We start from the raw sequence: 13,910 nt of genomic DNA on the forward strand, positions 1-13,910 counted from the left end.
GACGCACTAACGCTCGGGTGCAATGGTCCTGCTCATCTTTGCCCGAAGCCTATTCTCGGACACACCGACCCACGCCCCTGCCAGTGCCAGTTCTGCTGCGTGAACCCAGGGATCAAAGGGCCGATTCAACCGCTCATCGGCATTATGGTGCGTTCGGCGGGCCATGTCGTGGCCGGTGCGGACAGCGCGATCAGCGGCACTATCGTGCATTCTGAGACCGCCGAAAACCTCTCCTGTATTGAGATTCCCCCGCTTTCTCGGATAGCTCCGCGATTGCCGGTGGTGGGAAGTTGGTCGAGGCTCGGATGCCTAGTCTCGGGATGGGACCGTGCCGGTCCCATCATCATCGAAATCGAACATTTCCGCGTTCCTCTAGAGGATGTATGACTCACATTACGCCGCCACGCCCGGTCGATCTCGTGGCCGTCTTTCCCGAGCTGACGCGACTGGCCCGCACCGCGACTCGCCTGCACCCACGTCCGGGAACACCATCGGTGCACGACAGTTCGATCGGCGGGCCACTGCTGTGGCCGGCAAGCGAGCCATGGCCGCACTGCCACGCTGAGGATCACGACGCAGAACGGCTCCCGTCGATCTCTTTGGCGGACGCCAGGCTGGAGCGACGGATACGCGCGGCCAGAAACAGTGAGGGCAGGGAATACACCACGGAGGAGAGGGAAATCCTCGACCGGATGGAGGAGCGCCCGGCGACCGACGGTCCGATAGCGATGCTGCCGGTCGCGCAGTTGTACGTCCGTGACGTGCCGGGTCTGCATCCGCCCGAGGGAGCGGACCTGCTGCAAGTGTTGTGGTGCCCCTACGAGCACGACGACGATGGTATGCCCAAGACCGCACTGTTCTGGCGGTCCGCGGCGGCGATCACCGACGTTCTGGTGGATCCTCCGGAACCGGCGGAGTACGAGCAGGACCTGGTGCCCGAACCGTGCATGATCGATCCGGAACAGGTGATCGAATACCCGAAATCGGGGGAGCTCGAGGGGGAGCTTCGGCAACGAGTGGACCAGTGGACCATGGCTCAGATTCCCGGCGTCGAGTTCGACGGTCTCGAGGACGACGATCAGCCCTACGACTTGTTGTGTATCGCGCCCGGATGGAAAATCGGCGGATGGATCAGCTGGAACATGCAAGACCCTTATCCGAACCCCTGCCCCACCTGCGGCACCCCAACCGAGCCGCTACTGACGATCGCCAGCCGCGAGTGGGAAATGAACGGCCGCCACTGGGTCCCGTACGAGGACCAGGCCGCCGACATCTTGTGGGGTGCTGTACAAGGTGGCCCGAGCAGCCCGACCCAGATCTGTGTCTCTGACGTCAACAACCAGATCATCCGAATCTGCCCGACATCACATGAGCATCCGCACATCCAGATGATGCAATAACCAACTACGCGGCGAACGATCAGTTCCACGGACGCCGCACAACCGCTCATCGGCATTTCAGTGCGTTGCGGGAGGCTGAACCGGTTGCCGGCGTTGTTCGCGGGCCGCAGCCGCGCGACTCGATCTTGTGGTTCGCGCGAGCCACCGCTCGAGGTCGGCGGTCGTCGGAGCCGTGCTGGACCCCGGGCCGGTGGTGGCTGCCGTTCCGCACGCCACGGCGGCGGCGAGGCATTTCGCCGGCGGCCAGCCGACGAGCAGGCCATGAACGAAACCGATGTTGAAGCAGTCACCGGCTCCGGTGGTATCCAGAGCCGAAATCTGCGGTGCGGCAACGTCGTAACGTTCGCCGTCGTGTGTTGCGGTGGCTCCGGCACTGCCGAGTTTGATCACCACGGTCGGCACAAGTTCGTTCAGCCGCGATATCGCATCATCTATGGTCGGCGCCCTGGTCAGCCGCAGTGCTTCCTCGGCGTTGGGCGCGAAGATATCGGTGGAAGCCAGCGCGGCTCGCACTCCGGGGGTGTCGACATCGACGGCGACGTCTTGGCAGTCCATCACTACGGTGATGCCGAGGTGGCGGGCGAGCTTCAGCGCGTGCACGGTGTCGGCGTCGTAGCGTAGTTGCGGCACCATCAGGACACGCGGTCGGTATTGCCGCAGCAGCGACGAGAGCGGTTGCGGGGAGCTCGGGTCCTGGAAACTGACCATCGCACGGTCCTCGGGCGTGGACAGGGCGACGGTCAGGCTGCGCAGCGGCGTCGGCTGATGTCGGTAGGCGCTCTCGTCCAATCCTTCTACGCGTGCCGCGTGCAGGACATGGGTGCTGAAGGGATCGGTGCCGAAGTCGGTCGCCCACACAACATCGTGCCCGAGCCGATGCGCGGCCATGGCCAGGGTGTAGGCGCCACCGGGCATCATGGTGAACCCATCAGCGAAGACCTCTCGGCCAGGTCGGACGGGCTCGGGTAGCCCGTGGAAGATCAGATCCACAAAATAGGCGCCCACCACGAGAATTTCCCGCCCACCCGGCTCGTCTGTGCCCATCCGATGAGCGTACCGGGGTGTGGTGCGGGATGTGGGTGGCGGTCGAGATGGTCACGGCGGCACAGGGATTCATGCTGCGGGTGTTAGCTTTGGATTGGTGATGAGGATTCTGGTCACCGACTTGGACGGTACGTTGCTGGGCGGGGAGATCGCCGACCGGCGTCGGCTGTGTGCGGTGTTGGCCCGCCATCCGGAAGTGACGGTGGTTTTCGCCACCGGCCGCGGTGTGGCGTCGGTCGCCGATGTGCTGTGTGACCCGCTGGTGCCGAGACCACGCTGGATCATCGCCGATGTCGGTGCCACCGTGGTCGACGGCGCCGACCTACAACCGGTCGGGGATATTCAGGCCCACCGTCGTACCGGATGGCCTGGGACACAACAAGTTCGGCAGGCGATGAGCCGTTTCGGGCAACTGACGTACCAGCGGGTGGCGCAGGACGGGCGCTGCTCGTATCACCTGGCATCGGGCCAGCTGACCGACGAACTCATCGCCGCTGTCCACGCGCTCGGATGCCGGTGGCTGTACTCGGCGGACCGCTACTTCGACGTCGTGCCGCCGAACGCATCAAAGGGCAACGCCGTGGCGGCGTTGGCCGAAAAGTTCGGTTGGCCAATGGATTCCGTCCTGGTGGCCGGTGATTCGCTCAACGATGCATCGCTGTTCGAACTGGGCACACACGCCGTGATAGTCGGCGCCGCCGAGCCCGCCCTATACCGGGCGGTTCCCCTCGACGCGCGTATCCATCGCCCCGAGCGTCCGGGCGCGGGCGGGATTCTCACAGCACTGCACGCACTGGGGTGGGTCGCACCGGACAACTGCACCGAGGACCGGCACTGCCTGATAGTCGGCTATCACCGACCACCGGTCTCCCGGGGTGAGCGACGATCACCGTCCAGCCCTAACGGGATTCTACCCAGCCTGACCGCCCTGTTCGCTCAGGGGTTGCCGGGTATCTGGGTCGCCGCTCAGGTCGGCGAGGACGGTGTCGACGCACGCGAGCACGACGCCCCGATGTCACTGCTGCCGGTGACCCCCGACGAATGGAGTGGCTACTTCCATCGCGCATGCAAGGACACACTGTGGCCGATCCTCATGTCCGAGCCGCACCGCATGCGCTTCGATACCGCGGCCTGGGCCCACTATCGTGTAGTCAACCAGCGATATGCCGAGCGTATCGGCGAGCGAGCAGCACACGGCGCGACTGTCTGGCTACACGACTACAACCTGTGGCTCGTCCCCGGCGTGCTTCGCCAGGTCCGACCCGATCTGTGCATCGGACTGTTCCACCACACTCCGTTTCCGCCGCCGGAGGTGTTCGCCGCTCTGCCCATGGCAGACGAAATTCTTTCCTCGCTCATACAGTTGGACTGGGCTGGATTTCACACCAATGCCTTCGCCGACAACTTTCGACAAACCCTGGTTGGTCAGCCCACACTGCCTGCCTTGGGTGTCCATCCGCTGGGTATCGATCGTCCAGCCATCGAAGCACTCGCCCGCAGCCGTGCCTCGCGCATACGGCCCCGCCGTCACGCGTTGGTGCTCTCCGTCGAACGTCTCGATTACACCAAAGCCCCCGTACACAAGGTCGACGCCATAGCGGCGTTGCTGGAGCACCGCCCGGACCTGCACGGCCGATTGGTGTTCCGGCTCGTCTGCCCACCACCGGAACCAGGCATCTCCGCCTACGACACCACTCGCCGCGCTCTCGAGCGACGCATCACCGAGATCAACGACGCCTGGCGTGTCGGCACTTGGCAACCGATCGACTACATCCCGCACAACCTGCCGCTCGCCGAGGTGATGGACCACTACCTGGCCGCGGACGTGTTCTGGGTGACATCCCTGCAGGACGGCATGAACCTGACCGCAAAGGAATTCGTCGCCGCCCAGTCGGCAGTGACCGGACCCGGCTCCCGGCCCGGGGTGCTAGTGCTGTCCCGCTACGCCGGTGCCGCAACAGAACTCGGCGACGCCGCCCTACTCACCGACCCGCATTCCCCCGAAGACCTCACCGCCACACTTGCCCGCGCACTATCCCTCGACCGCACCGAGCGCCGCACTCGCGCGAAACGTCTGGCCCACCTCTTGGGCCACGACCGCCCCATCGACTGGGCAACCCGCATCATCGACGCCATCCGCGTCCGCACCCCCGACCCGGCCGCAGTGCCGATCACTTACCAGCCGTCCTGATCGCGCAACTCGGCAGATTCGGACATCGCGAAACACGCGGAAATCGGCATTACCGCGCGTGCACACCGCCATTCATTCGCCCGGTCGACGCAGCTTTTCGACCGACCGACGGCCGCCAATAGATTCATGCACGACATGAGTCTGTATTTCGATGTGGACACGATATCGAGGACTGCCACTTCAGCTCACCGCGCCCAGCACACACTCGAACGGGCCAAAGATCCAGTGATCACCTTTCATGCTTGGACACCTGTATAGGTTTGCTGACTCGAAAGGAACTGCGAAATGAGCGCTTTGGGCACCCCACTCAAGAAGATCGTCGCTACCAGCGCGATTATTGGCGGGGCCGGCATGGCATTCGTTGGCCAAGCTTCCGCCGCTACCGATCAGGAATGGGACAGCCTCGCCGCGTGTGAGTCGGGTGGTAATTGGAGTATCAACACCGGCAACGGGTTTCAGGGCGGCCTGCAATTCTCGCCGGGCACCTGGGCTGCATATGGCGGTGCCGCGTATGGGCCGACTGCCGACAAAGCCACCCGTGAACAGCAGATCGCCGTCGCCGAGCAGGTACTCGCCGCTCAGGGCTGGGGCCCTTGGGCAGGTTGTTCGGCAGCGCTGGGCCTTTTCCGGTGAGGGAGCAGGGCTGTCCAGCGGGCTCTGGACCCACATCGTCCCGGTCGGCAACCTGCTCTTCTTCTACATAACCCGAACCTTTCGCGTAGAAGAACAGCTGGCCGTCGCCGAGTGACACGATGTGGTCCCAGAATTTCGAAAACTGCGGCGGCGGGAAGTTTTGTAAGTTGGTGAACTTTCCGTCGGCGGCCACCTTTCCTGTAGCGACTTGTCCGGTGGTCGAATTGTAGAAGAACGGCAGCCGGCCACCGGCGGACACGATTCGCCACCATTCACCGAACGCTCCAGGCGGGAAGGTGTTCAGATTGATTTAATTGCCGTCGGCGTCGAGTTTCCCACCGCGCCCGCACGGTTTATTGAATTATCGGCGCAGCCGACGCATGTTCGGCCGAACCGGGTGTTGCAGGACTACCCGCCCGGACACTTCGGCGACTGGGAATACCTGAGTCCAGCCGAGACAACCGGCTCTTCTTCTACAACAGCGGCTATTTCTACGAGCCTCGACTGTGAGCGGGCGCATCGGGGAAGCTCGACTCCGACGGAAAATACGTCAACATGGTGGACTTCCCGGCCGGTCGCTTCGGGCACTGGAGCAGCATCGTCGCCTGAGCCAGTCGTATCCTGCGACAAGTCCAGGCGGATCGACCTGCACGGTCGGCGCGTCCCCACGCTCTCGAGTCGAGTGACGCACATCACGTCCGTTCGTGTCATGTTTCGGCGATGCGCGGTGTCTCGAGGGTATGACTGAACACAACACACGCCACAAGGTCGTTGTCATCGGCGGCGGCTATGCCGGGACACTTGCGGCCAACCATCTGCGGATGCGTACCGATGTCGATATCACGCTGGTCAATCCCCGCCCGAAGTTCGTCGATCGAGTCAGGCTGCACCAGTTCGTGGCCGGCACCGGCGATGCGACGGTGGACTACAGCACGCTGCTCGGCGAGGGCATCCGGTTGGTTGTCGACAGCGCCACCCGCATCGACACCGCCGCCCGTGTGGTGCGGCTGGTGTCGGGTCACGCGCTGGACTACGACCACGTCATCTATGCGGTCGGCAGCACCGCTGCGATACCGTCGTCAGTGCCAGGCGCGGCCGAGTTCGCTTTCCCCCTGGCTGAATTCGAGTACGCGCAACGGCTGCGCGCCAGGCTGGAGGAGGTGCCCCTCGATGCTCCGGTCACCGTGGTCGGCGGCGGATCGACCGGCATCGAGACGGCCGCCGAACTGGCCGAACAAGGACACACGGTGACGCTGGTGTGCGGAGGAACCCTGATGTCGTCACTGAGTGCGTCGGGGCGCCGGCACGTCGCCAAGTGGCTGTCCCGGCACGGTGTCACCGTGCTCGAGGCCGACGCGGTGACCGAGGTTCGGCCGGATGCGGTCGTCTTCGCCGACGGCGCGGTACGTCCGAGCGCACTCACCATCTGGACGACAGGTTTCGGCGTGCCGGAGTTGGCGGCCGAGAGCGGGCTACAGACCGACGCGCTCGGCCGGCTGCTCACCGACGAGACGCTGACCAGTATCGACGACGACCGCATCGTGGCGACCGGCGACGCCGCCGCACCGTCGGGCCAGCCGCTGCGGATGAGCTGCCAGGGCGCGGGGGCGCTCGGGGCACAGGCCGCCGATACCGTGCTGAGTCACATCGCGGGGACCGAACCCGCGGTGATCGACCTGGCCCTCACGGGGTCGTGCGTCAGCCTCGGCCGTCGCGTTGGCATCCGACAGCTCGCCCGCAAAGACGACATCGCGGTGAACCTCTACATCGGCGGCCGCATGGGCGCGAGAATCAAGGAGATGACCTGCAAGGTCGCGGTGTGGAAGATACGTCGCGAGGCCCGCAAGCCGGGTTCGCTGATCTGGCCCAAGGGCGGCCCGCGTCCCGAGCAGTCGGCCTCCGCTGCGCCGGTGGTTACATCCTGATGATGACCGACGAGCATGCCGAGCGGTTCACCCTGCTGCGGCCGCTGCTGTTCACGATCGTCTACGAAATCCTCGGCTCGACAACCGAATCCGACGACGTGTTGCAGGACAGCTATCTGCGGTGGGCCGAGGTGGACCTGGCGACGGTGCGCGACACCAAGTCGTATCTGGCACGACTGGTCACCCGTCAGGCGCTCAACGCATTGCGGGCCAGCAGGCGCCGTCGCGAGGACTACATCGGTCCGTGGCTGCCCGAGCCGCTGCTGCTCGACGAGCACGACGCGTCGGCTGACATGGTGCTCGCAGAGTCGGTCTCGATGGCGATGCTCGTGCTGCTCGAGACACTCACTCCCGACGAGCGTGCGGTGTTCGTGCTGCGTGAGGTGTTCGGCTTCAACTACGACGAGATCGCCGCAGCGGTGGGCAAATCCGTTATGACGGTGCGCCAGGTGGCGCACCGTGCCCGCGAGCACGTGCAGGCGCGGCGTAAACGCTTCGAGCCGGTCGACGCGGCGCAGATCGCGCAGATCACCGAACAGTTCATGACAGCGGCGGCTACCGGTGACACACAGGGACTGCTCGCGCTACTCGCTCCCGACGCCACCTGGACCGCCGACAGCGGCGGCAAGGTCATCGCGGCGCGCCGGCCGGTGGTGGGCGCGGAGCAGATAGCCCAGTACCTGATGCACTTGTTCCACAGGGCGAGTAGGACGCCGAACCTACGGATCGAGATGGTCAACTGCAACAACACGCCCGCGATCACCGTCTACAGCGACGACCACCTGGAAGGCATCTACCTGATCGAGATCATCGACGGCAAGATCACCAACTTCTATGCCATCCGCAACCCGGACAAACTCCTCACGGCGGCGGTTCCGCGCCGGATCAGCCGGTAGAGAGCCGACAAGCCGCAGTGAACAGACCCGACCCAGGACTCGGCTGCCGCACCTCGGCAGCCGAGTCCCCGCTGTGCGGTGTCGCAGGTTCGGTGTGCTCGGTCATCGGCACTATCGGATGTTGTCGCGACTGACGTTGCTCACGAACGCGCACTATGCGGCTATTCAAGACTGGCAGTAGGACCGGTGCTCGGCTCCATTGGCCTCGAGTGGACTCGACGCTAATACTGACATCCGCCGGGCGGTTCGCGGGACGGCTTTGGAGTTTGATGCACGGAGTGGTCCTACTCGAAATCACCGGCTACCTCCGACACGAAGGGCACGCCGTTACCAATATCCTCGGCCCCGCCACCGTGGACCTGCTCGTCGGCATGGGTGACGAACGGAGCCGAATCGAGCAGTCGAGGGCCCACGCGGTAGCGCGACTCGGCAAGCAGGCACCAGGCAGCTCGCCCATGTCTCCCGCTCACGGCGCCGACCCCGCTGCGGATCAGTGAACCATCCCCGCGGTTCCCTCGGCCATGGACGATCACGACGTGGGTTCCCGGAGAACCGGCCGACCGCACCCCGGTGCCCAGTGGCGAGTATGCGGCCGAGAGTTCGGCCGGTTTTCTCCAGGCGCTCCATCAGCCCGCGCTGCCGCAGCGCCGGCCAACCCGACCCGCGGAGTCCCCCTCATCGGACTTGCCTCCGAGTTCGACAGACTGTTCCGCAGCGTGGAAGGCATCGTCACCGCGGTCTACGACGCGTTCCGAGCAAGCCGTCGCCGCTGGGCGGTGGTGAGGCGATCGTGCCGTGCGACCACGTAGTAGGCCCCGGCCTCGTTGCCGCGGACTGCGACCGGGTCCGCGAGGTCGGGGTGGCGTTCGCCGTCGTGCAGCGCCGAACTCACCCGGTCGAGTGGCCAATCCAGCGCGGCGGCAAGCTGTTCCGGGGTCAGCGGTGTGCCCGCCTGCACGAGCGCGGCGATGACGGTGAGCGCGTGCTCGCCCGCCGCGGTATCCACAGGACCGCCCGCGATATCGCGTCCGAGTCGGGCGAAGAACAGGCCCATATGCTCGAGTCGCGCACCGACCGGTGTTGTCGCGCCGAAGATTTCGGCTCCGCGCTCAGCGGCCTGCGCCCACTGGTTGGTCGTGCGGGCGCTATCGGACCAGGCCTCGAACCACACGTTGTCGTCGACGGCGTAGCGTTCGCGCCGCCCCTCCCGAGCACGGCGGATCACCTCCAGCCCGCCGAGGTAGGCGACGGCCTTCGAAATCGACGCGGGACTCACCTGCAACCGCCGGGCGAGTTCGGCCGCCGTTGCGCTGCCCGAATCGGTGGTGAATAGCGACGCCAGCACGCGGGCCGCCATCCGCGGTAGGCCGGAATCGACCATCAATGCCGCGAACTGTTCAGCGAATTCGCGCACTGTTTCCTCGTCACGCCCGTAGATGGCCTCCGAAAGTCGCTGCGGCGCAGTCGCTATGCGTCGGCGGGCGCGCCGTCGAGTGGCTCGCTGCGCAAGGTCGGCCCGGTAGCCGCCCGGTCCGCCGTTGCGCGCCACTTCGCGGGTGACAGTCGAGGTGGGTCTACCCACCCGTCGGGCGATCTGGGCGTAATCGAGCCCGGCCGCGAGTCCGGAGGCGATATGCCTGCGGTCCTCCTCGGTCAGCCTGCCTCCGGGCATGGGTGCGTCGTTTCCTTCCGGATCGGGGTCGGGTTCAGTCTGCGTCAACCCTCCCGGTCATTGCAACGAATCGTTGCGTTTCTCGGCATCGCTATTGCAATGATTTGCCAATCATTGCAGGTGAAATGGCATAAAACCACTCGCGCATGGTTGATGACCTGCGAAACGCGACGTAGCTTTCGTGGCGGTACGCAGACGAACGAGAAGGAATGGATATGACGAAAACGACGGCTCCCAACGCGATCCAAGATGTGCTCGATCGGGCGGTGACCGAAGGCGGCGTGCCCGGGATCCTGACCGAGGTGCGTGACGGTGAACGGCAATGGTTCGCCACGGCGGGTGTCGCCGACACCGCCACCGAACGACCGCGGCTGCCGCAGCACCGATTTCGTATCGGCAGCACCACCAAGACCTTCGTGGCCACCGTGCTGCTGCGACTCGCGGGTGAGGGCCTCCTGGGCCTCGACGATACGGTGCACCGGTGGCTGCCGAATGTGTTGCGAGGCAACGGCAATGACGGTGGCGCGATCACGGTGCGGCAGCTGCTGAACCACACCAGCGGCCTGTTCAATTACACCGACGACCGAGAAGCGTTGAACCGCTACGAAACCCACTCCTCGGCGGTGCTCGTCGATATCGCCGTCGCGCACCCACCCACCTTCGCGGTGGGCATGGACTGGGGTTACAGCAACACCAACTACATACTCGCGGGAATGCTCATCGAGGCGGCGACAGGCGCGTCCCTACACGACGAGCTCCGCCGCCACATCATCGAGCCGCTCGGCCTCACCGCGACCTCCCTGCCCCACGGCAGCGACCCAGCGATCGAGGGACCCCACTCCCGCCACTACACGAAGCTGTTCGAATCGAGCCCCGATGCCGCGATCCACGACGCGACCGAGCTGGATGTCTCCATGTTCGGCGCCGCGGGCGGCATGATCTCCACCCTCGGTGACCTGCATCGCTTCTTCGCAGCCCTGCTCGGCGGCCAGTTGCTTCGCCCCGCCGAACAGGCCGAGATGTTCCGAACCATCCCCACCAAGAATTGGATCACGCACACCGGCTACGGCCTCGGCATCTCCTCGGTGACCCTGCCCTCCGGCGTCGCGCTGTGGGGTATGGGCGGGGCGCTGTTCGGTTCGTGGACATACACATACGGCACCCGCGACGGCCGCCACATCCTCGTCACCAATGTCAACGCCGACTGGGCTCACGGCGACTGGGATGATCCGATCGGCGTGTTCACCGATCTGCTGCGGGCCGAATTCGACTGACCCGTCGGACGCGGGCCTACTCGGCGTTGCGCGCCATTACTGGTTGGATGCTCGGCAGGTTTCCGGCGTGTTCAGGAAAACTCCGGTCTCTTCATCCCAGGACCCATGGGGGCTGGCAAAGGGCTCCAGCTCAGAGGCGGAGCCTGTTCCGTTTTGATGCTGGGGTTCCCCGCGACCCATTATTGAGACGGCGCGGTCCGCAGCGTTCGACTGCTGCGGACCGCGCGGATTGTCAAATGCCGCCGTCTGGGGACGGCACCTGCATTGTCGATGTGCGGATGCAACGGGGTTCGTGTTGGACTGGTGAACGCTGCGGATGAGTCACTGGAAAGCCGAGATGTTGCGTGCCGCCCATTCCGCGATGGAGTGGGGTGGGCGGCCGAGCAGACGCTCCACGTCGGGGCTGACGCGTTGCTCGGAGGGCAACGGCGTGCCCAGGGCATCGAGGGTGGCCTCGACAACCGGTTCTGGCATGTACCCCAGCATCTGGGTGCGTGCCTGCGCGCGGCTCTGCTCGATGAACCGCACTGGCTCGCCCAAGGCATTCCCGATCGCGGAGGCCTGTTGCCGGGGCGAGATCGGTTCCGGCCCGGTCAGCGTGTAGATACCGCCTCCATGGCCTGGCTCGCGCAGCGCGACGGCGGCGACTTCGGCGATGTCGGCCGGGTCGATGGCCGGCACCGCGACGTCGCCGAACGGCGCTGCGACCACACGTTGTCTACGGACCGAGTCAGCCCATTGGACCGCGTTGGAGTCGAAGTTGCCGGGTCGCAACATGATCCATTCGAGATCCGACTGTTTGACAGCGTCTTCCAGATGCGGGGAGTGGCGTTGCGTGCCGACACCGTGGGACGACAGCAACACGACCCGTCGAACGCCGGCAGCCCACACAACCTTCATGACATCGCCGAGATCGCCCGTCGCCATGAAGTCGGGGGAGGTCAGCAGGAACAGAGCTTCCGCCCGGAACAGGCTTCGCAGACCTTGTCCCATCCCGGAACGAGGATTCCCGGAGTCGGGTAACGCGAGTAGTGCTGACACTACCTGCCATTGGGGCGGTAGCAGGCTGCTCGCTGCAGGTCGCTTTCCGTAGCTTGATGCCGTGAGGTTGAAACTTGCGTTGCTAGTGGCGGCGATTTCGACAGCAACGTCCTGCGGCGTGGACAATTCGGCCGATACGAGGGAAGCGGGTCGGGAGCAGGTCACTGCTGCCTTGAATGATGCTGTGCGTCTGGGGTATCCGGGTGCGCAGGCCGTGATCGACGATAAAGGTCACACCTGGACGGTCATCGCGGGCGTCGGTGACCTGGCAGTGGGCAAGCCGTTCCCCGACGATTCCCGGGTACGGATAGGCAGCATCACCAAGACATTCGTAGCGACGGTAATGCTGCAGTTAGTGTCCGAGGGCAAGGTCGAATTGGATGCGCCGGTGGAACGATATCTGCCGGGAGCGGTGCGCGGGCCGGGTATCGACGGGAATCGGATCACGATCCGAAATCTGTTGCAGCACACCAGCGGACTACCCGAATACGCGGCGGAGTTCGGGGCGACCCCCAAGCCTGGACAACTCGAGATCCTCACCGAGCAGGTGCGGTGGGGAAGAACGGATATGGCCGAAGCGGTGCGCAATGCGCTGACCGCGCCCGCCGATTTCGAACCCGGAGCACAGTGGGCATATTCCAACACCAACTACGCCCTGGCGGGGATGGTGATCGAAAAGATCACCGGAGGCTCGGTCGGTGCGGAGATCACCCACCGCATCATCGAGCCGCTCGGCTTACGTGGCACCTACTATCCGGATCCTGACGAAACCGATATCCGCGGTCCGCATCCTGTCGGCTACAGCGAGGTCGGCGGCAAACGGGTCGACTACACAAGCCAGAACGTGTCGTCGGCTGGTGCAGCGGGCGCGATGGTCGGCACCGGCGCGGACCTCAACCGGTTCTTCACCGCACTCCTGGCCGGAAAACTGCTTCCGCCAGTGCAATTGGCAGAAATGAAGAATGTCAGGTCTATCGGAGAGAGCAGCAAAATGGCATACGGTCTCGGGTTGATACGGATCTGGATGCCTTGCGGAAGAGAATTCTGGGGGCACACCGGGGGCATGCCGGGGTCGCTGACCTATGCCGGCGCGGTTCCGGCTACAGGGCGGACGGTGACCATTGCGCTCAACCAAGACTTCACCGATGAAGAGCGTTCGCCCGCTGGAACTCGTGCGCTCAGTGCCGCGGTCTGCCCGGCGCCCTAGAGTCCACACGAGCACGTCGACACCCCGGTTCGCCGGATTACCAGCCGTGTGAGCCGGGTCGGAACGCTCATCGGCTGGTTAGAGACTGATGTCAGGACCCGATCCTGGCCATTACCGGGCGGTCGCGGTTTAACGTTCTGTGGTGAAATGCAGCGACATGTTGTGAAGCAGGTGAGAAGGATCCCCGCCCGGATCGGTACCGGAGACCATAACGACTCCCGGCTGCTGCACGGCATAGGAGAGACCGCGCAGGCCGGCATCCGGTCTCGAGTGTGTCGCGCGGCACGCCCCTCGCCTGGTAACGCCGGATCACCATCATGTCAGCGGCCCCCGACCACGTCGTCGGCTCGGGTCGCGCCGTACCGGGATCGAAGGTCCGCCGGCTCCGCCGCACGCCGATACGCGGTGCGTCGGATAAACCAACAGAATTCGATCACCGAATTTGATCTTCGAATCCGCATCCGAGGTGAAGATCAAATGCGAGATCGGCTCCGCCACATACCGATACGGGCGCCGTCGAATAAACCAACCTAATTTGATCTTCGAATCCGAGTCCGGAGTGAAGATCAAATTGCGTTACCTCGACACAATAGAGTGTTAGCCCATTATTAACGGTGATTCATCTCA

At 64.7% G+C, this 13,910-nt stretch carries 10 protein-coding genes and 1 pseudogene; 8 read left to right on the plus strand and 3 right to left on the minus strand.

The genetic code is table 11. The annotated features are described in order from the left end of the window. Window positions 1–383 precede the first annotated feature (383 nt). The gene (locus ACLMAL_RS38765) at window positions 384–1,400 is read left to right on the plus strand and encodes a hypothetical protein (RefSeq protein WP_412003624.1); all 1,017 of its coding nucleotides are present in this window, start codon (window positions 384–386) and stop codon (window positions 1,398–1,400) included. 57 nt (window positions 1,401–1,457) lie between these two features. On the opposite strand, the gene ACLMAL_RS38770 is transcribed toward ACLMAL_RS38765, so the two are convergent. Continuing rightward, window positions 1,458–2,444, minus strand: coding sequence for a carbohydrate kinase family protein (locus ACLMAL_RS38770; RefSeq protein WP_412003625.1), 987 nt, complete (start codon window positions 2,442–2,444; stop codon window positions 1,458–1,460). 100 nt (window positions 2,445–2,544) lie between these two features. Here ACLMAL_RS38770 and ACLMAL_RS38775 point away from each other — a divergent pair, with 100 nt between their 5' ends. The 5 genes and pseudogenes from ACLMAL_RS38775 to ACLMAL_RS38795 all read left to right on the plus strand — a co-directional run bounded on the left by ACLMAL_RS38775 (window position 2,545) and on the right by ACLMAL_RS38795 (window position 8,586). Then, window positions 2,545–4,635, plus strand: a complete 2,091-nt coding sequence (locus tag ACLMAL_RS38775; RefSeq protein WP_412003626.1) for a trehalose-6-phosphate synthase — start codon at window positions 2,545–2,547, stop codon at window positions 4,633–4,635. A 285-nt stretch (window positions 4,636–4,920) separates the two neighbouring features. Further along, window positions 4,921–5,259: pseudogene (locus ACLMAL_RS38780) on the plus strand (transglycosylase family protein); the annotation flags it as partial. 749 nt (window positions 5,260–6,008) lie between these two features. Beyond that, on the plus strand, window positions 6,009–7,193 hold the full coding sequence (locus tag ACLMAL_RS38785) for an NAD(P)/FAD-dependent oxidoreductase (RefSeq protein ID WP_412003627.1): 1,185 nt from the start codon (window positions 6,009–6,011) through the stop codon (window positions 7,191–7,193). Continuing rightward, entirely contained in the window at window positions 7,193–8,089 is an 897-nt protein-coding gene (locus tag ACLMAL_RS38790) for an RNA polymerase sigma-70 factor (RefSeq protein WP_412003628.1), read from the plus strand. The genes ACLMAL_RS38785 and ACLMAL_RS38790 overlap by 1 nt, the downstream gene beginning before the upstream one ends. 269 nt (window positions 8,090–8,358) lie before the next feature. Beyond that, window positions 8,359–8,586, plus strand: coding sequence for a hypothetical protein (locus ACLMAL_RS38795; protein WP_412003629.1), 228 nt, complete (start codon window positions 8,359–8,361; stop codon window positions 8,584–8,586). A 242-nt stretch (window positions 8,587–8,828) separates the two neighbouring features. Here the strand turns inward: ACLMAL_RS38795 and ACLMAL_RS38800 are convergent, their stop codons facing one another. After that, a complete protein-coding gene (locus ACLMAL_RS38800) occupies window positions 8,829–9,761 on the minus strand; it encodes a helix-turn-helix domain-containing protein (RefSeq protein WP_412003630.1) in 933 nt (310 codons plus the stop codon). Window positions 9,762–9,976: 215 nt separating this feature from the next. Between ACLMAL_RS38800 and ACLMAL_RS38805 the strand changes: the two genes are divergently transcribed. Next, entirely contained in the window at window positions 9,977–11,035 is a 1,059-nt protein-coding gene (locus ACLMAL_RS38805; protein WP_412003631.1) for a serine hydrolase domain-containing protein, read from the plus strand. Window positions 11,036–11,356: 321 nt separating this feature from the next. Here the strand turns inward: ACLMAL_RS38805 and ACLMAL_RS38810 are convergent, their stop codons facing one another. Next, entirely contained in the window at window positions 11,357–12,028 is a 672-nt protein-coding gene (locus ACLMAL_RS38810; protein ID WP_412003632.1) for an NmrA family transcriptional regulator, read from the minus strand. Between the two features lie 109 nt (window positions 12,029–12,137). Here ACLMAL_RS38810 and ACLMAL_RS38815 point away from each other — a divergent pair, with 109 nt between their 5' ends. Next, window positions 12,138–13,283 (plus strand): serine hydrolase domain-containing protein, encoded by a 1,146-nt coding sequence (locus ACLMAL_RS38815; protein WP_412003633.1) that lies wholly within the window; start codon window positions 12,138–12,140, stop codon window positions 13,281–13,283. Window positions 13,284–13,910: the final 627 nt, after the last annotated feature.

This window comes from Nocardia sp. CWNU-33 (assembly GCF_046764895.1).
Lineage (GTDB): Bacteria > Actinomycetota > Actinomycetes > Mycobacteriales > Mycobacteriaceae > Nocardia.